Source organism: Desulfovibrio sp. MES5, assembly GCF_002237645.1.
Lineage (GTDB): Bacteria > Desulfobacterota > Desulfovibrionia > Desulfovibrionales > Desulfovibrionaceae > Desulfovibrio.
On record NZ_MJUZ01000022.1, the window covers coordinates 53,618 to 76,198 of the forward strand.

A 22,581-nucleotide genomic window follows, 5' to 3' on the forward strand; every position below is an offset into this window, starting at 1 on the left:
AAACCATGTTTGCCAACGCATATAAAGGACGCCGGGTTTTCGTAACCGGGCACACGGGCTTTAAAGGCTCCTGGCTGGCGGCATGGCTGAGCCAGATGGGCGCTGTGGTGGGCGGCTTTTCCGACGACGTGCCCACCGAACCCTCGCATTACAGCGCCATGAACCTTGGCGCGCACCTTGAGGCCGACCTGCGCGGCGACATACGCGACCGCGATGCCCTGGTGCAGGCCGTGCGCCAGTTCCGCCCGGACGCGGTCTTTCATCTGGCCGCCCAGGCTCTGGTGCGTAAATCCTATGACGATCCTGCGCTCACCTTCGAGTCCAACATGATGGGCACGCTCAACATGCTGGAGGCCGTGCGCGCCTGCCCCGATGTCGGCGCTGTGGTCATGATTACCTCGGACAAGTGCTACCGCAATGACGAATGGGTGTGGGGCTACCGTGAAACCGACCACCTTGGCGGGCACGACCCCTACTCCGCTTCCAAAAGCTGCGCCGAAATCATCGCGCATTCCTATTTTGAGAGCTTTTTCAAGGACGGCCCGGCCTGCGCCACTGTGCGCGCGGGCAACGTCATAGGCGGCGGCGACTGGGCCACAGACCGCATAGTGCCCGACTGCGCCCGTGCCTGGGCCGCAGGCCAGCCGGTGCAGATCCGCAGCCCCTGGGCCACCCGCCCCTGGCAGCTGGTTCTGGAACCCCTTTCGGGCTACCTGTGGCTGGGCGCGCGGCTCCTTCTCGGCCAGAACAGCCCCTTTGACCTGCGCGGCCAGGCGTACAACTTCGGCCCCGCCGCTGATGTGAACAATACCGTGGCCGAAGTGGTTGAAGCCCTGGCCATGCACTGGCCCGGCTTTAACAGCGAAATGGACAAGGCCGGGCAGGCTGGCATGAAGGAATGCACCCTGCTCAAGCTTTGCTGCGACAAGGCCCTGGCCCACCTGGGCTGGAAGGCCACGCTCAATTTTGAAGAAACCATCCGCTACACTGCGGAATGGTACCATTGCTTCTATCAGGGCGAAGGCGGGAAAAAACCGCAGAACATGCTGGACTTCACGCTGGGCCAGATTTCGGCCTATGTGAACGCCGCCGAACAGCGCGGGCAGGTGTGGGTAAAATAATGGAAGCTTCAGAAAGCATGGCGCAGGATGTGGGCATTGAAGGCGCATTGCTGCAACCGCTGGCGGTGATCCCCACTCCCGGCGGCCCGGTGATGCATATGCTGCGCCCAGAATCCGCCCTGCTGCCCGATTTTCGCCAGTGCTTCGGGGAAATATATTTTTCCGAAGTTCTGCCCGGCCACGTCAAGGCGTGGAAGCGCCATACCCGCCAGGTACAGCACTTTGCCGTTCCTTCCGGGCTGTTGCGCATTGTGCTGTATGATGACAGGCAAGGCTCCGCGACCAGAGGCGTTGTGTGCGAACTGGCCCTGGGCAGGCCGGACAACTACGCCCTGCTGCGCATCCCCACGGGCGTGTGGTACGGCTTCTCGGCCATGGGCGACGCGCCTGCCCTCATCTGCAACTGTGCGGACATTCCCCACGATCCGACAGAAGGCCAACGCCTGCCCATGGATGATCCGTCCATTCCCTACGCCTGGGGCGCGGAAGAGGCATAGCCATGAAATATAACAGTCTGTTGCGGGCCGCCTGGCAAGGGCGGCCCGACAATGTCCCGCGCCTGTCGGGCGCAGCGACATTGCGCGCATGGTGGCAGGCCTGCCGACCGCCCTTCTTCATCACGGCGGCCATACCGGTAACCCTGGCTCTGGCCTTTGCCTTTCGCCTCGAGGGGCAGATCAGCCCACGACAGTGGACTGTTTACGGACTTCTTCTGCTCGGCTGCTTTATGGGGCTGACCATCGCCAACTTTGCCAATGATCTCTTCGACCATATCCTTGGTGTGGACGGCGGCGACAATATCGGCGGGTCGCGCGTTATTCAGAACGGTTCCATCAGCCCCCGCCAGCTTTCCGTGGCGCTTATGCTGCTTACCCCCGCCACGCTGGCTGTGGGCGGGCTGCTCATAGCCTTGGCGCCCGCAGCTTTGCGCTGCGGTTTGTGGGCCGCGAGCCTCTTTGCCGTGGCCTCGGCCATTTTTTATGTGGCCCCGCCCCTGCGCTACGGGCACAGGGCGCTCGGAGAACTGTTCGTCTGTCTGAATATGGGCTTTATCATGGTCTGCGCCAGCACGTCCCTGCTGCTGCAAAGCTTTGACCCGCGCAGCATGGCGCTGGCGCTTCCCATAGGTCTTATGGTGGCGGGCGTGCTGTACTATCAGAGCCTGCCCGAAATCGAAACAGATCTCGCCGCGGGCAAACACACCCTGGCCAACAGGCTGGGCAAGGACAAGGCCGCGCTTGTCTTCCGCCTGTGGTGGCCCGCCGTATGGCTGCTGCTGCTCAATCTGTGGGCTGCCGGGCTGGCTGGTTGGCCTGTGGCGCTGGCCTTGCTGGGCCTGCCCTTCTATTTGCGGGCCTGCCGCCATATCGCCGCGGCACAATCCGGCGACTGGCTGCCTCTGGACGCATACGGACACCTGGTGCGCAAATGCTATCTTTTGAGCGGCGCGGCGCTCATTGCCGGAGTGGCCCTTTAGACCAGATTATCTTTGAAATGCTTCCCATTTCAATTTTCCGTTCTGCCAAAAAATAGAATTTTCGGCTGAATCCATGCCACGTTGCGGCTCGCCGCACTCTCGCCACGGTTGCTGGCATTATTCTCCACCGTGCAAGCCGCGCCGCAAGCAGCATTTGCAGTGCAGCCCCACGCTTACGCCTTTACGACAAACGCCTGCCCCCTGCAGCCGCCAGAGCACTTTCCACATGAAATTGCTCCCCGATAGAGGTTTTAGGGGGTGGGGGCGTGGGGGAGGAGACCCTTTTGCAAAAGGGTCCCTCCCCCACAAAACGCCTTTACCTAACCACCCTCCCCCACAAAAATTTTCAAAATAAAATTACCCTGACTCACTGAAAAAGGGGCGGCACAGGCCGCCCCTTTTTTTGTGGAACGCGATATTGAACACGATATTATTTTGCGTCTCAGCCCAGCACGGCCCTTGCTTCGGCCAGCCGGGCCTCGTCTTCACGGTCTAAGGCTCGCAGGGCGCGGGCCAGGGTCTGCCATGCCTCGGGCCTGTCGTGCTGGCCAGCGCTCTTGCGGGCCAGAAGTTCCGCCATGGCCGGGTCTTCGTTGCCGTCAAGGTAGATATTGGCCAACAGCAGCATGGAGGCAGCATCCTGCGGATTGCGCAGCAATGCCTCATGCAGCAGTTCACGGGCTTCGCCGCCCTTGCGCTGCCGGGCAGCCACACGGGCCAGATGCCGCCTGGCCACGCCGGGCCGCCCGGGGGCGGCGTCTTCAATGGCGGCGGCCAGTTCGTAATAACGGCGGGCTTCGGCTCTTTTGCCGCTTTGCTCGCACAACTGCCCCAGGCGTATATGGGCAAACAGATGGTCAGGCGCAGTCTTGACGCACTGCCGGTAATAGCGCGCGGCGGCGCGGCGCTCTCCCAGGCTTTGGCAGACATTGCCGAGATTGTAGTTAATCTGCGTGGCTGTGCTTTCATCCGGCTTATGGCGCAGGGCTTCAAGAAAATGCCTGCGCGCCTCATGCCTGCGCCCCAGGGCCGCCATGCACACGCCAAGAGAATTCCAGGCCATGACGTTGGTTTCGTCCGCCAGCAGGGCGAGCTTGTATTCTTCAAGCGCGCCGAACACGTCGCCAAGGCTGTAGCGCCGGTCGGCACTGATGTTCAGGGCCAGAGAGTTGCATTGCCCCACTCTTGGATGCGGCAGAAGAAGAGCATACTCCAGAGCTCTGAGGGCGCAGTCGGGCATTTCGGCCTTGCGATACTGCAAGAAGGGAAAGGCGGCCAGACCCGCCGCAGCGTCGACGCCCTCGTCATTCAGGGCCGAGCACAGGGCCTCATACAGGGGCACGACGTTCTGCGGCTCTGAACCGGGGTGAAAAAAAATCAGGCTGTTGCTGCCATAAAGCCCGGCCAGGGGAGTGGAGCCCGGATCATGCGGGGCGGCCTCTCGCAGCAGTTTTTCCCACAAGCGCAGGGCTGTTGCCGCCGTGGAGCTGGACGCGCCTTCCATGCGAACAATGGCAAGCACAAAGCGGGCGCGGCGCTCGCTTTCCTGCGCAAAACGATTGAGAAAATCACCGTGACCGCACAGCGTGGCCTGCCCGGCGTCTGCGGCATATGCGGCATTTGCGGCGTCCACGGCATTCAGGGCAGCCACGGTATCTGGCGCAAGGGCGGCGGGTTCGCCCTCAGCCTGGGCATGCCCTGCCGTGGCGCTTCCTGAAGTTGCCGTAAAGGATGCGGCAAAGGATGCCGCTTTGCCAGCGTCCCGCTCGGGACTGGCCCCCGGGGCGGGGCTGGCTGCCGGGGCCACGGAATCCGTTTCGACCTGCTGCCGCGCGTGCCCGGGTATTTCGGCAGCCGGAGCAACGTCGGCGTTCTGTTGCCCGGCAGTAACGGATGGCACGGGCGGTATGGAATGCATACCCTGCGCGTCGGAAAAATGCAGCACGGGATCATGTCCGTCGAGGTCAGGACTGAGCACCGGGCTTTGCCCAAGAAGCGCCAGACTGTCGCCGGGCGCAGGCAGGAACGTGGTGTCGACCAGATGCAGAATTTCGGCAATGGAATCCCTGTCGCCCACACGCAGCAGCACGATTTCGCCCTTGTGGCGCGCCTTCTGGTCGGGTTCGGCGCTCCACACGGCAAAGCGCATGCCTTCGCGGGCCTTGGCCTGTCGCCCAAGACTGATGCGCAGACGACCCACCGGCAGTGTTTCCAGCACAAGCCCGCCCTCTTGCAGGATGCGCGCAAAAGGCATGACGCGCCCTTCGCAGGAACGGCTGGCTGCTGCTCCGGCAGCGGTCTGACCCGCAACATCCGCCGCAAGCCGGGCTCTGGCCATGAGCAGCCGGGCCTGCTCATACATGCCAAGCCTCATTTCTGCTCCCTGCATGTCCTGCGGATACAGGGCGTGCCCGGCGCACAGGCGTGGAGCCACCCCTTGCTTTGTCAGGGGCGGGACGGGACGCAACGCCTGCATGCGGGCCAGAACGGCGCAGGCCAGCTTGTGGCATGCGCCACGCCCGCTGGCGGAAAGCAAGAGCGCCATCTCGTGCGTTCCCACCCGTGCGGCAAGCACGTCCGAAGGCAGAACGGCGCGACAGGCGGCGGCAAGCTGGCGCATGACATTCTCGTCAAAGGCATAGCCATACCGCCGAATCATATCAGGCCCGTTGCTCAGGCGCAGCAGCACGATGCCCATACACATGCGGTACATGGGGGCTGCAAGGCCTTCCGGGGCTGAAGGCTCTTCAAGATGGGCGCGCACCCTTTCAGCCTCGCCTTCCATACGGGCAAACAGGCTTTCCTCCGTGGCAAGACCAGTAACGGCGTCTGTGCGTACGGCCTTGGCGCGGGCCAGATTTTCCAGACACAGGGAGGCAAGGGCAGGCAACACCTTCAAAAGAGGCCGCACCTCACGGACACGCACGCCGTGCAGCATGACCATGCCAAGCTGACGCCCGCCCCAGTGCAGGGGCAGAAGCAGCCTGCGCTCGCGCGTCAACAGCCGTGGTTCTTCCGGGGTGTGCTCTCTGGGAAAATAGAGCGCGTGACCGCTGAAGCTCAAGAACGCCGATAACTGGCGGCACAGCAGACCTTCCATTTCCATAAGGTCTTCACGGGCCAGCTTTTGTATGGCCACCAGTTCAGACCACTCCCGCGTGAGGCTGCTGTCGCCGTGTGCTTGCACGCCCCAAAAATTCTCTGTCCCGCCCGTCCAGTCCAGATGGGGAGCACCGGCGGGCATATCCGCCTGGGCGGCTGTGCCGGGCCTGGAGTCCGCCATGTCATGAGACCTGCCCTTGGGGCTTGCTCCGGCGATTTTTCGCGTTGTATTCCGGGTCATTTACTCAAATCCTTCTGCGGTCGGCAAACTCTGTTTTATGGCGGCAGTGTAGTGCGCTGACAGAAGCTTGTCTAGAAAATATCTTGAAAAACCGCCTCTGGCGCGTCAAACACTCCACACAGGCTTGCCCAGCGAAAATTAAGAGGGTAGTATCTGGTCTGCGAAAGTTGTTATCGCGCTGCGGATCCGCAGCGTGCCGCCGACATCCGAACCGCAATCCCCACATACAAGGAAAACCCACATGGCAGTTGCTGCTTTTCCCATAGGCCCTTTACAGACCAACAGCTACCTTATCCACACGGCTTCCAAGGCCGTGGCCATTGACGTAGGCGGCGACCCCGCGCCCATGCTGGAATACATGAATACGCACAACCTGAAGCTTGACGCCATCTGCATAACCCATCGCCACTTCGACCATATGTACGGTGTGGCCGCTCTGGAAGAAGCCACCGGCGCGCCGATATACATTCCACAGGACGACGACAGCCTCGCGGGTACGGAATCCGGCAAGGGCGGCGTCTGGGGCTTTCCGCCGGTTCCGGAGTTTACGGCCAGCCCGATGCCTCTGGGCAAAACAATCTTTGGCGACATGGTTTGCGATGTTCTTAAAACGCCTGGTCATACCCCCGGCGGCGTCTCCCTTTACTTCCCTGACGAGCATGCGGTCTTTTCCGGCGACGCCCTGTTCTACCGCTCCATCGGACGCACGGACTTTCCCGGCGGCGATCACGACACGCTTTTGCACTCGGTCAAGGATGTGCTCTTCAAACTGCCCGCCGACACCACGGTCTATCCGGGACACGGCCCGGCAAGCAATATCGGCGACGAAATCGCCAATAACCCCTTTTGTGGTGAGTTCAGACCATGAGCAGGCCGCTAACCCTTCTTTGCAGTCCGCACCCCAATGGGGTGTCTGACACTGTGGCCCGCCTTGTGGTCGAAGGGGCGGCCGAGGCCGGAGTCGATTGGCAGCTTGTGGCCTTGCGCGACTACGCGTTTGAAGGATGCGTCGATTGTGGCGGCTGTACCAAGCCGCCATACAAGTGCACGCTGTCGGGACGGGATTACGGCGGCATGAAAGACAGTGCGGATGAAATATTTTCACTTATTGAAGCCGCGCCCCTGCTCTTCATATCCGCGCCCATCTATTTCTATTCCCTGCCCGCGCATTTCAAGGCGCTCATTGACCGCACCCAGCGCTTCTGGGCCGCCCAAAACCTCAACCCGGCGCCCAAGCCCATATTTCCCCGTCCGCCGATCAAGCCCACACTGGTGAGCCTCGTAGCCGGAAGGCCGCGCGGCAACCTGCTGTTCTCGGGCTCCCTGCTGACGCTGCGCTATTTTCTTTCTCCGCTGAACGCGACAATCAGCGAAACACGGCTGCTGCGCGGGCTTGAAAAGGTGAAGGATCTTGAAGAACGCCCCGCTGTGCGCGCCGCGCTGCACGCCTGGGGGCACGATTGGGGTTGCAGGCTCATGGCGGGCAAGGTGCCGGGATATGACCCGGCCGCCAGCCCCGGTTCGGGCTGCGCCAAGGACAGCCCTTCTGCCGTCTGCTGACCGTGCCGATCCGGGGCCCTGACCCCTTGGCCCCCTTGCTGACCAGGTGGCAAACACAATCGTCAGGTTGCCCGGATGAGCATACAATTTACCCGAAAAATCTCCACAGCCGCCCGTTTTCTGGGGCTTGCCCAGGCCCGGTGCTTTCACTGCCTGCGCCCCTTCAGCCCTGACGCGGAAAAACGCTCTCCCGACAGTGCTTCGCCGCCTGCGGGTCTTTTCGACCCTGCCGCGTCCCTGTGCCCCTCGTGCCGCAACCTGCTTGCCCCCTACAGAGGCCCGCGCTGCCCATTGTGCGGCCTGCCCGCCCCTGCGCCCAACGGCCTGCCCGCTCCTGTGCCAGCTGGCGACTGTGAGGCTTCACAGAAAGAATACCAGGGCAGTTTGTGCGGGCGTTGCCTCACAGATCCGCCACCCTGGACGCAAGCCGCGTTTTATGGGCTTTACCGCGAATCCTTGCGCCATGCGCTTTTGCGGCTCAAGTTTGACGGGCATATCTACCTGGCCCCGCTGCTTGGCGCATTTCTTCTGGAGGCCGCACGCTGTCTGCCCGGTCCCGACGCCCTGCTGGCTGTGCCCCAGTATCCGGGGCATCTGCGGCACAGGGGCTACAACCAGGCGCATGAGCTTGCAAAGGCCCTGCATGTGCAAACCGGCCTTGCGCTTGCTCCCGACCTGCTCAGCCGCACCCGCCCCGGCCCTGCCCAGGTTGGCCTCAACGCCCGCTCGCGGCCTGAAAACGTGCGCCACAGCTTTGCGGCCTCCCCTGAGGTAAAAGGGTTGCGCCTGTGGCTGGTGGACGACGTCATGACAACGGGCAGCACCCTCCGCGCGGCGGGCCTCGCGCTGCTCAAGGCGGGGGCCAGCCGTGTGGATGTGCTGGTGGTGGCCCGCACGCCCAAAGAAGATATGGAATTCACCGACAACAGCACGTCAGCAGAGGCAAACTGGCCAAAAAGTCACAGGTCTGCCACATGACAATGCGAAAACGTTCTGCTATGTTCTCGCAAACGGGACGATCCGCCCCTGGCTCCGGCATATCCGGGGCTGCAGGGCTCACATCCGGCATTGCAGGAGCCTTCATGCCGCGCTTTTCTTTTTCATCCAGCCTGCCCCACACGGTGGGCGCCATTTTGTCCGCTGCCCTGTGGGCTGTTGTGTGCTGCGCCTTTACTGCTGTCTCAGCCAACGCCCAGGTAACCTTGCTGGTGCCGAGTCAGCCCAGCATCGAGGCTCCGGCCAAAACCGACAAGGCAGACCCATCCGCCAAGCGCGACGACAAAAAGCAGGAAAGCAAGCAGCCTGCGCCCAAACCGGAAAAAAGCGCTGACACCGGCAAGACCGCTGCCAGCGCCCGCAAGCCGGAAGCAGCAAACGCGCCCACAGCCAAAGCCGCTCCCGGCGCTGAACAAGGGGCCGCAAAAGCGCCCGCGCCGCAGGGAACGCCGCCTCAGGCAACTCCCCCACAGGGAACGCCTCCGGTTGCGGAGGCCCCCGCGCCGCCGCCACCCCCGGAGCTTCCCGCCATCGACGAACAGGTTGATGTGCTTATCACCATGATGCGCCCCTTCCAGTATCAGAGCATCGTCATGGATATGCCGCAACTGTTTGCCGTGCTGCGCTATGACAACGCCAGCCCGGTCAAGGACGGCCTCATTCAGCCGGAACGCCGCGATCTTCTGGGCGATGTGGAAGAAATAGGCTACCTTGACCAGAAAGCCTGGGGAGCCAACGTAGCGCTGACCATTCCGGGCCTTTACCAGTTCATCATTGAAGGCCGCCCCTGGTGGGACGCCGCCCGTGGACAGTTTTTGCAGCACTACGTAAAAACCATGCTGCCAGTACACGGCGTTGAACGCGGGTGGGAGCAGCCCGTTGGTCAGGTGTTTGAAATCCAGGCCCTTACCCGCCCCTTCGGGCTCACCGCGCCGGCCCTCTTCACTGGCGTCGCCCTGCTGCACGGCAAAGCCCTGCCCAACGCCCCCGTGCGCATGGTTCGCATCAATACGGAAAAACGCCCCGTCCCCACGCCCTGGCATGAGGAGATGGAGGCGCGCACCGACAAGGCCGGTCAGTTCTCCTTTATTCTCAACCAGCCCGGCTGGTGGTGCTGTATGGCAATCGCGCCTGGTGACCCCCTCAAGGGGCCGGACGGTCAGCCCAAGCCCCTGAATCTGGGCGCGCTTTTCTGGCTGTATGTTGATGGCGCCGCCGATGCCCGCAAGCGCTGATTCAGGGCGGGACGTAACGGCGGCATGACGGTTGGGCGCAGTATGCCAGCGCCATGGCACATAGAATAAAAAACCGTCAGGGCAACTTCAAAAATAAAATTGTACTGGCCAGCCATAAAAATATTTTTGACGTTTCACTGCAGGGCCGGGCGAAAATCCGGCCCTTGCCTTTTCTGTCACAATGTTTATGGTAAGTAAGGCTAAACAGAAGGTGCGACTATCGCACCCTGCAACCCAACAACCCCCTCCCGGGAGCTGTTCATGAAATTAAGTGCCTTTCTGACCATTGTCCTCTTTCTTTGCTGTTCCATCATGCTTGCCGTGCCCGACGCTACTGAAGCCGCCCGCCTGGGTGGCGGCAGTTCCTTTGGCAGCAAGCCCTTTATGAGCACCCCTGCGCCAAGACCCACCATGCGCCAGGACGCCACGCAAGCGCCACGGCAGTCCATGAACCAACCCCAGGCTGCGCCTCAGGCTTCCCGACCCGGCATGTTCGGCGGTATGGGCGGTCTTTTCGGCGGCCTTCTGGCCGGCACCCTGCTTGGCTCGCTGCTGGGCGGTCACGGTTTTGCTGGCGGCGGCTTTATGGATATCATCATCATTGGCCTCCTGGTCTTTTTTGGGCTCAAGCTCTTTGCCCGGTTTCGCGGTCAGCAGGCTCCTGCTGGCGCGGGAGCACGGAGCGGGCAAGGCGAACAGGACGGCGCGTATGACGACCGCCAGGGCATGCGGCGCGAATCTACGGGCAGCAACGGATGGGATGTGCTGCGCGGCGACGGGTCTGGCTCGTCATCGCAGGCAGCCGCTGGTCCCAATATCCCCATGCCCGAGGGATTTGACGCTGAAGAATTTCTGCGCGGGGCCAAGATGGCATACACCCGGCTGCAAAAAGCCTGGGACAAGCGCGACATGGACGACATCGCCCAGTTCACCAGTTCTGCCGTGCAGCACGCCGTGCGTGAACAGATGGAAGCCGACCCCAAACCCGGCAATACTGAACTCCTTCTGGTCAATGCCCAGCTGCTTGGTGTGGAAAATGAAGGCAATGAGCAGTACGCCCAGGTCTTCTTTGATGTGCTGATGCGCGAAAGTCCCGACCAGCAGGCTCCGTCCACCGTGCGCGAAGTATGGCATTTCATGCGTCCTGTGCAGGGCGGCAGCTGGAAGCTGGACGGCATCCAGCAGGTAGAGTAACATAGGCCTTCCGCAATGGCGGAAATGCTCCAGCATACAATATGCCGGAAGCCTTTGGCTTCCGGCTTGTTTTTGGCAACCTTGGAGAATATATGAGAAATTATGTCGAAAAACACGACAAACTGCTACGACACCTGCAAATGACCATTGAAACCGCCACTCCTGATTTTGCCAGAGTGACGATGCCCCTTACCGAAAACCACAAGAACGGCATGGGCTGCGCCCACGGCGGAGCCATCTTTTCGCTGGCTGACGTGGCTTTTGGGGCTGCGGCCAACGCAGGCAAGGATATGGGAGTGGTGAGCCTTTCGACCACCATCGAATTTCTGCGTCCCGGCAAATGCGGTCCTCTGGCTGCTGAATCCTATGTGGTACGTAAGGGTCAGCACATACAGAGCTATACCGTGAAGGTTTTTGACGGCAATGGGGAGCTTATCGCCCAGTGCATGGCTTCCGGATACCAGACAGACATTTTGCTGCCAACCTAGATTACACAGCGACAACACGCTTTTCAGCCCGGCGGCCTTCAAGGTTTTGCCGGGCTGCTTCCTTTTTATGCCCCCGGACTTATATTCACCATACGGGCTGCCGACAACTCGGCCAAAAAAACAGGGAGGACGCCATGGCAAGCGGTTGGGCCGGAGACGGCGCAGTACAGGACCAGATTCAGGATTCCATCAATGACGAAGTCGCCCGCGCGCGGCGCAACCTCCCCAGCGGCGAAAGCCTGAGTCATTGCGAAGAGTGCGGGGAGCCTATCCCGCAGGCCCGGCGTGAGGCCCTGCCGGGCGTGCGCCTGTGCGTCGCCTGCCAGCAGGAGGCGGACAAGGAACAGCAGGCGGTTTCTCTCTACAACCGGCGCGGCAGCAAGGACAGTCAGTTGCGGTAGCGCATGCCGCTGGCCCCGGCCCGATAAACGTTGTTTCGCGCTTTTTTCATGCTCTCAATTGCGTCCGGCCAGATATGTCACGGGATCACAGAAGATTCTGTTGCGCGCGTAGGGAGCTGGCGGCGCGCCTGCAGGCCCGTGCAGCCGCCAGAACAGATATCCCTGAAAGACATTCTCAGAGCCTACGGAACGCCCGTTACGGCGCGTAACAGTACCCCATAAACCGCGATTGCGCCTTTGCGCGTTCGCCTGCCCCCACAGATCCCAGAACACATTCAAAATGAACTTTCCCCTGCCCGCCACTTCTGGCGGCACAGCCTGCTGCGTTTCCGTGCAGCATGAACTGGCTCCAGAACGCTGACAGTCGCCCGCCTTTAAGGTACCGTGCTGCGCATGAGACAGCACTTCAGTGATTTCAGCCAAATTGAACAGCATCTGGACAGTCTTGGGCTTTTTCATATGGACATGGGCCTGGACCGCATGCGGCGCGCCCTGTCAGCCCTGGGCCTTGCCCGGCCCCCCTTTGTGACTGTGCAGGTACTCGGCACCAACGGCAAAGGGTCCACCGCCTCCTTTCTTTCTTCCCTGTGCGCTGCCCACGGCCTGCGCACGGGCCTGTACACCTCCCCGCACTTTGTCAGCCCGACGGAGCGCATCCGCATTGACGGCAGGCCCTGGCCGCAGGAATTATGGGCCAGCCAGGCCAATAAGGTCATGGATGCCGCCCCGGAACTGACGTACTTTGAATTCATTACCGTGCTCGCCTTGCTGGCCTTTGCGGAAGAGCGGGTAGATGTGGCCATTCTCGAAGCAGGGCTCGGCGGCAGCCACGACGCCACCACAGCCGTCAGCGCCGACGCGCTCTGCTTTACCCCCATAGCAATGGACCACAAGGACGTGCTTGGCGGGAGCCTTGCGGCTATCGCCACGGACAAGGCCGGGGCCATCCGTTCGGCGGCTCCCGTATGCTCGACCTTTCAGTTCCCTCAGGCTGCGCAGGCCATTGAAGCCGCCGCGCTCGGCCACAAGGCTCCGCTGATCTGGGCTGGCGCGGCCGACGCATCACTGAAACTGGGCCTCCCCGGGCCGCATCAAAAAAACAACGCCGGCCTCGCGCTGACCGCGTGGCAGCTGCTGGCCCCCAAGCTGGGCAAAGACCCGCAGGATGCTCAGGCGCAAAAGCGCGGCCTTGCCCAGGCCTTTATTCCCGGCCGCCTGCAGTATGTGCCCGGCACGAACGCCATGCCGCCTCTTCTGCTGGACGGCGCGCACAACCCACACGGCATGGCCGCGCTCATAGCGGCCCTGCGGCAGGCGGACACACAACCCGCCGCCATTGTGTTTTCCTGCCTGGGCGACAAGGACTGGCAGACAGCGGCGGCCATGCTGAAAAAGCAGACAGGCGACGCCCCCATCTTCGTGCCCCCGCTGGACAACCCCAGAGCGGCCAACGTGCAAGACGTGGCGCGCTTTTTCAACGCCACGCCTCCGGCAACCGCCCAGGCCATGCCCGACGCTCGGGGCGGCCCGGTCAGCGGGTCCGCCGATGTCCCGCCGCTGGCGCAGGCCCTGGCCCATGCCGCAGCAGCGGCGCGGTCCTGCCCGGGCTGCTCGGGCCGCCCGGTGCTGGTCACAGGCTCGCTCTATCTGCTGGCAGAATTTTTCAGCCTCCACCCCGCTTGCCTTTCGCCTCAGGACGCAGATTGCCAGAACGCCAATCACCAGGACGCAACTCAAGGGAGAAAAGCCCATGAATAAACTCTTTCGCGCCATCCCTGCCATGGACCTTTGCCTTGCGGCCCTTCATGAGGCCGACCCTCATATGGCCGATGCCCCGCGTCCCCTTGTGCGAGACCTGGTGACAGCATACTGGGACCAGCAGCGGCAGGCCATCCGGGAAGGCCGATACAGTTCCGCCGATGAGCTGGAGCTTGAAGCACGTCTGCAAGACCTTGCGGCCTTTGTACGGGCGGGCCTGCGCAGCCGCTTCAGCGCGGCGCTCAACGCCACCGGGGTAGTGGTTCATACCAATATGGGCCGCTCGGTGCTGGCAAAAGAAGCGCGGGAGGCGGTCATTACCGCCGCCACAGGCTACTGCAACCTTGAACTGAACATGGCCACCGGCGGGCGCGGCAGCCGCCACGCCTTGGTGGAAGACCTGCTCTGCCGTCTCACAGGGGCCGAAGCCGCCCTTGTGGTCAACAATAATGCCGCCGCCGTGCTGCTTGTGCTGGATACCTTTTGCAAGGGCGGCGAAGTGGTGGTCTCGCGCGGCGAACTGGTGGAAATCGGCGGCAGTTTCCGCATTCCTGAAGTTATGGAAAAAAGCGGCGCGACGCTACGCGAAGTGGGAGCCACCAACCGTACCCATCTGCGCGACTACAAGGCTGCCATCAATGAAAACACCCGCGCCCTCATGCGCGTGCACACGTCAAACTACCGCATTGTCGGCTTCCACTCCGCCGTGTCCTTGCCGGAACTGGCAGAGCTGGCAAAGGAGCATGCCCTGCCGCTTATTGAAGACCTGGGCAGCGGCAGCCTGACGGACTTTTCGGCCATTGGCCTGCCCAATGAACCCACGGTTCCCTCAGTGCTCGCCCAGGGCGCGGATATTGCCACATTTTCCGGCGACAAGGTGCTGGGCGGCCCGCAGGCCGGCATCATCACGGGCCGCAAAAGCATGGTGGACAAGCTCAAAAGCAATCCGCTCACCCGCGCCCTGCGCTGCGACAAGCTTTGCCTCGCCGCCCTTGAAGCCACCCTGCGCCTTTATCTTGACCCGGAAAAAGCCCGGCAAAGCGTGCCCACCCTGCGCATGATCTGCCGCACGGCCGACGAACTCCACAAGGACGCCCGCTCCCTGGCCACCGCCCTGCGCAGGGGCCTTAACTCCAACCCGCAAACGTCCTGCCACATAAGCCTGCAGCCCGATGTTTCCCGCGTGGGCGGCGGGGCCTTCCCCCAGTCCGACCTGCCCACCACCCTGGTGTGCCTCAAGCCTGCCGCGTGCAGTCCCACGGCGCTCAAAGCCGCCCTGCTGCGCACTGAACCACCCCTCATAGGACGGCTGGAAGACGACAGCTTCTGCCTTGACCCCCGCACCCTGGACCCTGCCGACAGGCCCGTACTGCTGCGCGTATTGCGCGAGGCACTGGCCCTTGCCGCCACTGGTCTTATATAGGTATCAAGATTGATCGCCGCTCAGCGCGGCCATAAAGGAAAACACCATGGAAAAAACGCTGACCTACAAGCCCAGAAACGCCTGGGAAGACGCGGACGCCAAGACACGCAAGCAGATGGAATCTCTGGCTCTTCGTTATATGGACTTTATCACGCGCTGCAAAACCGAGCGCGAAACAGTGGAGTACGTGCGCGAACGCCTGGCCGCCCAGGGCTATAGCGAAGATTTCAGCGGCGACCGCGTCATGCGGCCCATGCGCGGCAAAGCCATTTTTGCCGCCCGTCACGGCACGCTGCCTCTCGATCAGGGGCTTGCCCTTGTGGCAGCCCACGCCGACACTCCGCGCCTTGACTTCAAGCAGCGCCCTCTTATCGAACAACCCGGCGTAGCCCAGGCCAAAACCCACTATTATGGCGGCATACGCAAATACCAGTGGCTGGCGCGCCCTCTGGCGCTGCACGGCGTGGTCATACGCGCTGACGGTTCAACGCTTGAGGTCACCATTGGCGAAAAGCCCGGCGAGCCTGTTTTCTGCATTGCGGACCTTCTGCCCCATCTGGCGCAAAAACAGGTAACGCAGACCGTCAGCGACGCCTTTGAGGGCGAAAAGCTCAACATCATACTGGGCCACAGCCCCAAGGCCGCCAAGGGCAAAAAAGACGACGCGCCCAAGGAACCCATCAAGGCCCAACTACTTGAAATCCTTAATAAAAAATATGGCATTACGGAAGAAGACCTTATTACTGCCGAGCTTCAGGCAGTGCCCGCCGGGCCCGCGCGGTTTGTGGGTTTTGACAAGGCTCTGGTGGGCGGCTACGGGCAGGACGACCGCATCTGCGTGTTCGCGGCCCTTGAAGCTCTGCTGGAAGCCGAGGCCACTGGGCGCAGCATGGCGGTGATCTTTTGGGACAAGGAAGAAATCGGTTCCGACGGCGCAACCGGCGCGGCCTCGCGTTTTCTGCAATACTGCATTGAAGACCTGAGCCAGGCGTGGGCTCCGGGCCTGTCCGCATCGCGCGTTTTTATGGAAACCCGCGCCCTTTCCGCCGACGTTCAGGCCGCTCTGGACCCTGATTTTCAGGAAGTGCACGAAAAGCAGAACGCCGCCCAGTTGGGCTACGGCCCCTGCTTCTCCAAATTCACGGGCTCGCGCGGCAAATACGGCGCCAGTGAGGCCGATGCCGAATTTTTCGGCGCGCTGCGCAACCTATTCAACAGCAAGAATATTCCCTGGCAGGCGGCGGAACTGGGCCGCGTGGACCACGGCGGCGGCGGCACGGTGGCGCTCTTTCTGGCGGCCTATGGCATGCACGTCATTGACCTTGGCCCGGCCGTGCTTTCCATGCACAGCCCCTTTGAACTGGCAAGCTGCGCGGACCTGCACACCACGGTTCAGGCGTACCGGGCTTTTCTTGAGTCAAGCATCTAACTGACCTGGGCGGTTTATCGGAGCAGACAGGCTTTGAGATGGTGTGATGCCTGAAAGGCTCTGTCTCTGCCCCCGCTTCCGAACAGAAAAATCTTTGTAGTATTGCATTATACTATAAAGGTTTTAGGGGGTGGGGGCGTGGGGGAGGAGACCCTTTTGCAAAAGGGCCCCTCCCCCGCAAAGTTTGCTCCTGCATTGCAGGGGCACGGACTTGCGCGGCTTCTTGTTTCCCCTCCCCCACAAAAATTACCCCTACCCTGCAGGGCTGACAGCGCCAGCCCCAAGCGGATACCCTATGGATATCGACAGTCAGAAACTGGCCCTGCTCAACAGCGGACAGGCCGCCTCAAGCAATCTTGCTGAAGCCCTTGCCGTGGATTTTGCCGCTCTTATGGCCGCCGCCATTCCCGATGTGCCCGCCAGCGGCATTGACGCCCTGCGCCAAATGGCGGATCAGGGCGTTTCCAAGAAGATGCGTCTGGCCGGAAAACTGCTGTATGAAACCTTTGGGCCAGACGGTCTGGCCCCCTGCGCAACCCACCCTTCGGACACGGTGCGCGGCTGGGCCTGCTTTGCCCTCGCCCTCTGCCCGGCCCGGAATATTGAGGAAAGGCTCGAGGCCGTGCGGCCCCTTGCCGATGACGGGCACTTTGGCGTGCGCGAGTGGGTCTGGATGGCCGTACGACCCCACCTTGCCGAACACCTTGATGCGGCCATTCCCCACCTCGTGGGCTGGACGGCAGATGCCTCCGAGCGGGTGCGCCGATTCGCCAGCGAAAGCATACGCCCGCGCGGGGTCTGGTGCAGCCATATGGAACGGCTCAAACAGGACCCTGCCCTCGGCCTGCCGGTGCTGGAACCGCTGCGGGCAGACCCGGCGGCCTACGTGCAGGACAGCGTGGGCAACTGGCTCAATGACGCGGCCAAGTCTCAGCCGCAGTGGGTGCAGGACGTCTGCGACCGCTGGCTGGCTGAAAGCCCCTGCAAGGCGACGGAGCGCATCTGCAAGCGTGCCCTGCGCAGCATCAAGAAATAATATGATCAGCGTGATGGCGCTTTGAAGAACGTTGTGGGGGAGGGGCCCTTTTGCAAAAGGGTCCCTCCCCCACGCCCCCACCCCCTAAAACTCTTATTTTTTGGACAGTTGACTTTGTAAAAGTGTAAATGCTCCTGCGCCGCACTTTCGTGCGGTGCGACGCAACGTTCTGAATGCAAAGAGGCGCGCCATTGGCGCGCCTCTTTAGGACATTTAAGGAAGCACTGATTAAAGAGCTCCTGGAAACGCGCAGTTATTTCGTTTGGCAAGGCGCGATCTTTTTTTGAAGCAGGAGTGGACTCTTCCGTCCTCGACTGTTTCAAAAAAAGTGAAGCAACACCGCCAAACGGAATAAATCAGCGTTTCCTTAACACTTGAAATACTCGCGTACGGCAGGCAAAAACCTGCCTACTCGCATTTCGCTGCAAGGATTTTCAAGAAATCCATGCAGAGCAGTTAACTCATTTCATTCGTAAACTGCGCTCACATCAAAAGTAGTCTGAAAAATAGGGTTTATCAGGCGGAATCAGCGCTTCAAGCGTTTTAAGCAGATGGTAGTCCATATCAATGCGGTCATTGTTATAGAGGTAGGTTGGCCGCTTATAGCCCATAAGCATGGCGGTCAGCGTCTGGATGTCCAACGCGATGCGGTGACCCGAATGGCATGTGTCCACCCGCTCGCAGACAGCTTCATCGTCTTCCCACCGAACGTGAAAAATGCCGTTATTCCAGGGCGCTATGGGATCTTTTACCTCAAAATCCAGGGTGAGCCTGAGATCGCTGAACTGGAAGGGATAAAACTCCATAAAGCGCTGCACATCCACAATGCGGGCCATGCCGTAGGGCTGTATGGTCTCGTCGATCTCGCTGTCCTCAAGCTCAAAAGCCATGGCCTCGCCCGTGTAGTTGGCCCCTTCCACCTTGGTGATCATTGAAAAATGCGCGCTGATATAGTTCCAGATGCCGTACTTGGCCTCCTGGTTCAGGTAGACCATTTCCTTGATGCTGAAAATTTCATTCTCAATGTAGTAAATCACATAGCCCAAGGGCTTGCGGTCAGCGCTGTAATACACCGCCGCCATGACATCATCCGAATCCCAGCGCCAGTATTCCTCCCACTCCAGCGCGCCGCGTATGAGCGCGCCGTGTTCCTGCAGCGCAAAATATTTGTAGACCTTGTGCAGGTCCTCATTTTCTATGTCCACACGCTCTATCTGTCCCTCCACCGGGTGCCGCGCCGGAAGCTGCGTATCCTTGATGGCGAAGGTCATTTTGTCCGACATGATTTCCCAGCCGTGCTTGCGGTAAAGCGGGATGGAATAGGGGCACAGGTAGGAGATGATCTGCTGTTGGTTGCGCATGTACTCTAGGCTTTTTGCCAGCAGCGAGTGGATAAGGCCCCGGCCGGTATACTCCGGATAGGTCGCCACCCCCGTTATGCCGCCCATTTTGCAAATCTCGCCCTGGACGTTCACTTCCATAGGATAGATGACCACTTGCGAAGCCAGCCTGCCCTTGTAAAACCAGCCCATGACGTGCGATGCCTCGAAAATGGGCTTTTTGGACTGCTTCATCTCCTTGTCGGACCAGCCGATGCGGGCCATTTCAGACGTGCTCACCTGAAAGGCATACCGCAGCAGGGCTTCAAACTGCTCAAAATCGTCCTTGCCAAGCTGGCGAAATTCAAAGGCGTCGTGAACGCCATTGGGCGGTTGTCGGTCCTCGTCCTTGCGTTCGCTGTTCACGGCTTCTCCTTCACCGCGTTCCTCTGCGGCCATGGCTGTCCGGCGGGCCTCAAGGCCACGTTCCCGGCGGTTCACGGGCACCAGCGGCGCGCCATTGCTTTTGTCGGGCGGCGTGCCTGCGGCGCGAAATGGGTGGGGTTCCAGTCGTGGACCATCAAGAGGCGGCAAATGCTGTTGCTTGTGTAGAATGCGCATGCCTGTTTATTCCGGTAACAATCCGTAAAAAAATACCTGGTTACAACCAACACGCCCGGCGCGGACCGCATGTCTGCACCCTGACGGCCCGTTTTGCGGGGCAGGGGTGAAAAAAATACTCCCTCAAGGCCGCTGTACCGCGCTCGACAGTTTTACGCAAGGCATGAAACCATGGCAAAATGAAGAAAAATAGATAACGATAAAGCATGGTTGAAAAACTACAGGAACCCTTGCCGTTGTGCTTCGACATATGGGCAAAGTATGGGCAAAAACTGAAGAAAAAGAGACGAGGCAGTTTTGGAAAAAAAGCACGGCTGCGCCGTAAAAGCTGTCAGACGGGCAGGCCCGCAGCCATTCGACGTTGGCGCAGACTTTCCAGCACGTCCATGCCGACGCGAAGTTTGCCGTAACCCTTGCCGAGGCAAATGAACGGCTTATTTTCGCCATGATAATCCGAACCGCCGCTGATGCCCAGGTCGAACCGCTTGGCCAGAGCGAGGCAGGCGCGAACGTCCGCTTCAGAATGCTCACTGTGCCACGCTTCAATGGCATTGAGCCCGCAGTCTTTAAGGCGCGCCACCTGCGTGTCCAGCCAGCCCGACGGGCCTTTCCACAGCATGGGGTGAGCCAGGCTGACGGTTGCGCCAAGGTCGGCCAGAAGGCGCACGCTTTCTTCCGGTTCCAGCACTTCCTTGGGCAGGTAGGCCTTGCCGTGACAACCAAGATACTCCTTGAACACTTCACGGGAGTTTTTGGCATATCCCTTGCGCAACAGGACTTCAGCGATATGGGGTCTGCCCACGCTTTCGCCCGTGGCCGTGGCCAGCACCTCTTCCATGGTGATGTCCAGCCCCAGGTCCTGAAGCTTGCGCACTATGCCTTCGTTGCGCTCCGCGCGCTTGAGCCGCAAAAATGCCAGTTTTTCCTGCAAAGGTTCAGGATTTTCCGGCAGCCATAATCCCAGAATGTGCAATTCTCCCAGTTCCGTACCCGTGGAGATTTCGCACCCGCGTATGAGTTCGACACCGTACTCGCTCCCGGCGTCAGCGGCTTCATCCAGACCAGAAAGCGTATCATGGTCAGTCACGGCCACGGCCTCAAGACCCACCTGGGCGGCCTTGGCCATGAGAAGCGCCGGAGAATCCGTGCCATCGGAAGCAGTAGTGTGCGTATGCAGATCAACCAGTTTCATGAGACATAAACCTTACTAAAGATGAGTTTTTATTAATAGCGCAAAATATCAATAGGGTGCAAGCCTTGAACTGGCCCCTGCATCTCTGTATACTCGTTGCCCCATGCCGATATACTAGGAAGGATATATGCCCATCAACACTGACGAACTTTTGCGGATACTGGCCTGCCCCAAATGCCTGGGCACCCTTGCCGCCATGGAAGAAAATAATAACACATCAGGTTTTGCCTGCGCGGCCTGTCAGGTTATCTACCCCGTTCGCGAAGATATACCTGTCATGCTGGTAGAAGAAGCTGTGGATATGCCCACCTGGAACGCACAGCACCCTCAGGCAAAGGAACGCGCCTGATGCGCCTGCTTATAGCCTCCGATCTGCACGGTTCCATTGAAAGCCTGCGCTTTCTGGTGGAAAAAGCGCGGCAGATGGAGCCTGACATGCTGGTGCTGCTGGGCGACCTTGTTTATCACGGCCCCCGCAATCCCCTGCCCGCAGGCTATGACACGCGGTTGGTGATGCGTGAAATGCCCGACCTCACCGCACTGCCCTGCCCGGTTGCCGCCGTGCGCGGCAACTGCGACGCCGAGGTGGACCTGGGATTGCTGCCCTTTCCTGTGGTCGATACCACATGGCTTGAGGCCGATGGACTACGCATCTTCGCATGCCACGGCCACCGCCTGCCCGAAAATCCGCCCTGCCCCGGCTTCAAGCCCGGCACTGTCATCCTGCGCGGGCATACCCACGTTCCGCGTGGCGAAACCCTTGATGGGCTGCACTTCTGGAATCCCGGTTCCCTTTCGCTGCCCAAGAGCGGCTTTCCCCACAGTTACGGCCTGTATGAAAACGGGCTCTTCCGCGTGCTGGACATGCAGGACAAGGAAGTTCTGCGCCACGCCCCGGCCTGATCACCCCGTGCCCTTGCCTGACAGCACTATATCATTATGACCGCTGACCCCACATCGCGACAGCCGCTGTTCTCCCTCACCGACGGGTTCAGACTGGTGCTGGCCTCTGGCTCGCCACGCCGCCGCCTGTTTTTGTCCGAGTGGGGTCTGCCCTTTGAACTGGCCCGCCCGGACGGGGCAGAGCCCCTGCCCCTGCCCGGAGAACACCCCGATGCCTACACCCGCCGGGCTGCCGCGGCCAAGGCATATGCCGTTGCCGCCAGCATGAACAGAACAGGCGCGGCAGCTTCCACGTCCACGCAAGAAAAAGCCATAATCCTTTCCGCCGACACGGTAGTGGCTGTGGATGGCGATATTCTGGGCAAGCCGCATGACGCCGCCCACGCCCTCTCCATGCTGCAGCGCCTCACCGGACGCGGGCATGAGGTCATCAGCGCCGTATGCCTGCTTTTGCCCCCCGCAGCGGACACATCTGAACAAGTATCTAGGGACACTTATGGGGGTGCATGTGGGAACGCGTTTGACGCCACACCAGGCAACAAACCAGATCGCGTGCCCAGCCCTGAGAAAAACAGCGTGTACCAGGGCTGCGGCGCGGAAGAGCTGATTTTCAGCGACGTAAGCCGTGTCTACTTTCACCCCTGGCCTGAAAATGTTTTGCGGGCCTACGTGGATACTGGCGAACCCCACGACAAGGCCGGAGCTTACGCCATTCAGGGTCAGGGAGCTTTTCTGGTGGACAGGATAGAAGGGTCGTGGAGCACGGTGGTGGGGCTGCCCGTCACCCAGCTGGCCCACCTGCTGCTGGATCGTGGCTTCATGCGACCCTGCCCCTCACTTCGCTTGCCGTAGACTCAAAGACGTTAGCCATCACGGCAGAGTATGCTTGGCGGGCCGATGCCCGGCCTCAGCCGCCAGGACGCCGCCAGAGAACGATGCAGGACACGCAACGCAGCTGCCAACCTGGGCGTCAGTTCTTGTGCTGCCCGGCAGGCTTGCCGTATTGCAGCGCACAAACTTGCGCTGAACCGGCCTTGCCGACCCATCGCGCAATGCCCTCAGGCCTGGGCTGCCCCGCCCTCGTC

At 61.0% G+C, this 22,581-nt stretch carries 20 protein-coding genes; 17 read left to right on the plus strand and 3 right to left on the minus strand.

All coding sequences use genetic code 11. From position 1 onward, the window contains the following. The first annotated feature begins 5 nt into the window (after positions 1-5). From rfbG to BCS36_RS07165, 3 genes are read left to right on the plus strand one after another with little or no spacing between them, the layout of a single operon-like run. The gene (gene rfbG, locus BCS36_RS07155; RefSeq protein ID WP_291302219.1) at positions 6-1,121 is read left to right on the plus strand and encodes a CDP-glucose 4,6-dehydratase; all 1,116 of its coding nucleotides are present in this window, start codon (positions 6-8) and stop codon (positions 1,119-1,121) included. Beyond that, complete coding sequence (locus tag BCS36_RS07160; protein WP_291302220.1) at positions 1,121-1,618, plus strand: dTDP-4-dehydrorhamnose 3,5-epimerase family protein; 498 nt, start codon at positions 1,121-1,123, stop codon at positions 1,616-1,618. The genes rfbG and BCS36_RS07160 overlap by 1 nt, the downstream gene beginning before the upstream one ends. Before the next feature lie 2 nt (positions 1,619-1,620). Continuing rightward, positions 1,621-2,598, plus strand: a complete 978-nt coding sequence (locus tag BCS36_RS07165; protein WP_291302221.1) for a prenyltransferase — start codon at positions 1,621-1,623, stop codon at positions 2,596-2,598. Between the two features lie 442 nt (positions 2,599-3,040). Here the strand turns inward: BCS36_RS07165 and BCS36_RS07170 are convergent, their stop codons facing one another. Continuing rightward, entirely contained in the window at positions 3,041-5,941 is a 2,901-nt protein-coding gene (locus tag BCS36_RS07170) for a diguanylate cyclase (protein ID WP_291302222.1), read from the minus strand. 241 nt (positions 5,942-6,182) lie between these two features. On the opposite strand from BCS36_RS07170, the gene BCS36_RS07175 reads away from it, so the two are divergent. The 11 genes from BCS36_RS07175 (at position 6,183) to BCS36_RS07225 (ending at position 17,461) form a co-directional block, all read left to right on the plus strand. Continuing rightward, a complete protein-coding gene (locus tag BCS36_RS07175) occupies positions 6,183-6,809 on the plus strand; it encodes an MBL fold metallo-hydrolase (RefSeq protein ID WP_291302223.1) in 627 nt (208 codons plus the stop codon). Further along, positions 6,806-7,501: a flavodoxin family protein gene (locus BCS36_RS07180; protein WP_291302224.1), complete on the plus strand. Its 696-nt coding sequence runs from the start codon at positions 6,806-6,808 to the stop codon at positions 7,499-7,501. The genes BCS36_RS07175 and BCS36_RS07180 overlap by 4 nt, the downstream gene beginning before the upstream one ends. Positions 7,502-7,576: 75 nt before the next feature. Continuing rightward, a complete protein-coding gene (locus BCS36_RS07185; RefSeq protein ID WP_291302225.1) occupies positions 7,577-8,479 on the plus strand; it encodes a ComF family protein in 903 nt (300 codons plus the stop codon). Between the two features lie 2 nt (positions 8,480-8,481). Next, on the plus strand, positions 8,482-9,732 hold the full coding sequence (locus tag BCS36_RS07190) for a DUF4198 domain-containing protein (RefSeq protein WP_291302226.1): 1,251 nt from the start codon (positions 8,482-8,484) through the stop codon (positions 9,730-9,732). A 261-nt stretch (positions 9,733-9,993) separates the two neighbouring features. Beyond that, a complete protein-coding gene (locus tag BCS36_RS07195; protein ID WP_291302227.1) occupies positions 9,994-10,926 on the plus strand; it encodes a TIM44-like domain-containing protein in 933 nt (310 codons plus the stop codon). A gap of 92 nt (positions 10,927-11,018) precedes the next feature. Beyond that, a complete protein-coding gene (locus tag BCS36_RS07200; RefSeq protein WP_291302228.1) occupies positions 11,019-11,414 on the plus strand; it encodes a PaaI family thioesterase in 396 nt (131 codons plus the stop codon). A 134-nt stretch (positions 11,415-11,548) separates the two neighbouring features. Continuing rightward, positions 11,549-11,815 carry a DksA/TraR family C4-type zinc finger protein gene (locus BCS36_RS07205; RefSeq protein WP_291302229.1) on the plus strand — a complete coding sequence of 89 codons (267 nt, stop codon included), beginning with the start codon at positions 11,549-11,551 and terminating at the stop codon, positions 11,813-11,815. Positions 11,816-12,208: 393 nt separating this feature from the next. Then, positions 12,209-13,573, plus strand: coding sequence for a cyanophycin synthetase (locus BCS36_RS07210; protein ID WP_291302230.1), 1,365 nt, complete (start codon positions 12,209-12,211; stop codon positions 13,571-13,573). Beyond that, positions 13,566-14,996 (plus strand): L-seryl-tRNA(Sec) selenium transferase, encoded by a 1,431-nt coding sequence (gene selA, locus BCS36_RS07215; RefSeq protein WP_291302231.1) that lies wholly within the window; start codon positions 13,566-13,568, stop codon positions 14,994-14,996. The genes BCS36_RS07210 and selA overlap by 8 nt, the downstream gene beginning before the upstream one ends. A 46-nt stretch (positions 14,997-15,042) precedes the next feature. Further along, positions 15,043-16,425: an aminopeptidase gene (locus tag BCS36_RS07220; RefSeq protein WP_291302232.1), complete on the plus strand. Its 1,383-nt coding sequence runs from the start codon at positions 15,043-15,045 to the stop codon at positions 16,423-16,425. A 295-nt stretch (positions 16,426-16,720) separates the two neighbouring features. Then, positions 16,721-17,461 carry a HEAT repeat domain-containing protein gene (locus BCS36_RS07225; protein ID WP_291302233.1) on the plus strand — a complete coding sequence of 247 codons (741 nt, stop codon included), beginning with the start codon at positions 16,721-16,723 and terminating at the stop codon, positions 17,459-17,461. Between the two features lie 488 nt (positions 17,462-17,949). Here BCS36_RS07225 and eis read toward each other — a convergent pair whose 3' ends face one another. After that, positions 17,950-19,401 carry a GNAT family N-acetyltransferase gene (eis, locus tag BCS36_RS07230; protein WP_291302234.1) on the minus strand — a complete coding sequence of 484 codons (1,452 nt, stop codon included), beginning with the start codon at positions 19,399-19,401 and terminating at the stop codon, positions 17,950-17,952. A 331-nt stretch (positions 19,402-19,732) separates the two neighbouring features. After that, the gene (locus BCS36_RS07235; RefSeq protein ID WP_291302235.1) at positions 19,733-20,593 is read right to left on the minus strand and encodes a PHP domain-containing protein; all 861 of its coding nucleotides are present in this window, start codon (positions 20,591-20,593) and stop codon (positions 19,733-19,735) included. Between the two features lie 127 nt (positions 20,594-20,720). On the opposite strand from BCS36_RS07235, the gene BCS36_RS07240 reads away from it, so the two are divergent. Genes BCS36_RS07240 through BCS36_RS07250 form a run of 3 tightly spaced genes read left to right on the plus strand, consistent with a single transcriptional unit; the run spans position 20,721 to position 22,348 of the window. Further along, the gene (locus BCS36_RS07240; protein WP_291302236.1) at positions 20,721-20,942 is read left to right on the plus strand and encodes a Trm112 family protein; all 222 of its coding nucleotides are present in this window, start codon (positions 20,721-20,723) and stop codon (positions 20,940-20,942) included. Next, positions 20,942-21,496: a phosphodiesterase gene (gene yfcE, locus BCS36_RS07245; RefSeq protein ID WP_291302237.1), complete on the plus strand. Its 555-nt coding sequence runs from the start codon at positions 20,942-20,944 to the stop codon at positions 21,494-21,496. Before BCS36_RS07240 ends, yfcE begins: the two co-directional genes overlap by 1 nt. Before the next feature lie 36 nt (positions 21,497-21,532). Continuing rightward, on the plus strand, positions 21,533-22,348 hold the full coding sequence (locus BCS36_RS07250; protein WP_291302238.1) for a Maf family protein: 816 nt from the start codon (positions 21,533-21,535) through the stop codon (positions 22,346-22,348). Positions 22,349-22,581 lie beyond the last annotated feature (233 nt).

Bases quoted from the DNA above. Each gene is read 5' to 3' on its own strand.
- selA (WP_291302231.1), top strand. From the start codon at position 13,566: ATGAATAAACTCTTTCGCGCCATCCCTGCCATGGACCTTTGCCTTGCG.
- BCS36_RS07195 (WP_291302227.1), top strand. From the start codon at position 9,994: ATGAAATTAAGTGCCTTTCTGACCATTGTCCTCTTTCTTTGCTGTTCC.
- BCS36_RS07210 (WP_291302230.1), top strand. From the start codon at position 12,209: ATGAGACAGCACTTCAGTGATTTCAGCCAAATTGAACAGCATCTGGAC.
- BCS36_RS07170 (WP_291302222.1), bottom strand. From the start codon at position 5,941: ATGACCCGGAATACAACGCGAAAAATCGCCGGAGCAAGCCCCAAGGGC.
- BCS36_RS07165 (WP_291302221.1), top strand. From the start codon at position 1,621: ATGAAATATAACAGTCTGTTGCGGGCCGCCTGGCAAGGGCGGCCCGAC.
- BCS36_RS07205 (WP_291302229.1), top strand. From the start codon at position 11,549: ATGGCAAGCGGTTGGGCCGGAGACGGCGCAGTACAGGACCAGATTCAG.
- BCS36_RS07250 (WP_291302238.1), top strand. From the start codon at position 21,533: ATGACCGCTGACCCCACATCGCGACAGCCGCTGTTCTCCCTCACCGAC.
- BCS36_RS07190 (WP_291302226.1), top strand. From the start codon at position 8,482: ATGCGAAAACGTTCTGCTATGTTCTCGCAAACGGGACGATCCGCCCCT.
- BCS36_RS07185 (WP_291302225.1), top strand. From the start codon at position 7,577: ATGAGCATACAATTTACCCGAAAAATCTCCACAGCCGCCCGTTTTCTG.
- rfbG (WP_291302219.1), top strand. From the start codon at position 6: ATGTTTGCCAACGCATATAAAGGACGCCGGGTTTTCGTAACCGGGCAC.
- BCS36_RS07175 (WP_291302223.1), top strand. From the start codon at position 6,183: ATGGCAGTTGCTGCTTTTCCCATAGGCCCTTTACAGACCAACAGCTAC.
- BCS36_RS07225 (WP_291302233.1), top strand. From the start codon at position 16,721: ATGGATATCGACAGTCAGAAACTGGCCCTGCTCAACAGCGGACAGGCC.
- BCS36_RS07220 (WP_291302232.1), top strand. From the start codon at position 15,043: ATGGAAAAAACGCTGACCTACAAGCCCAGAAACGCCTGGGAAGACGCG.
- BCS36_RS07200 (WP_291302228.1), top strand. From the start codon at position 11,019: ATGAGAAATTATGTCGAAAAACACGACAAACTGCTACGACACCTGCAA.
- BCS36_RS07240 (WP_291302236.1), top strand. From the start codon at position 20,721: ATGCCCATCAACACTGACGAACTTTTGCGGATACTGGCCTGCCCCAAA.
- eis (WP_291302234.1), bottom strand. From the start codon at position 19,401: ATGCGCATTCTACACAAGCAACAGCATTTGCCGCCTCTTGATGGTCCA.
- yfcE (WP_291302237.1), top strand. From the start codon at position 20,942: ATGCGCCTGCTTATAGCCTCCGATCTGCACGGTTCCATTGAAAGCCTG.
- BCS36_RS07235 (WP_291302235.1), bottom strand. From the start codon at position 20,593: ATGAAACTGGTTGATCTGCATACGCACACTACTGCTTCCGATGGCACG.
- BCS36_RS07180 (WP_291302224.1), top strand. From the start codon at position 6,806: ATGAGCAGGCCGCTAACCCTTCTTTGCAGTCCGCACCCCAATGGGGTG.
- BCS36_RS07160 (WP_291302220.1), top strand. From the start codon at position 1,121: ATGGAAGCTTCAGAAAGCATGGCGCAGGATGTGGGCATTGAAGGCGCA.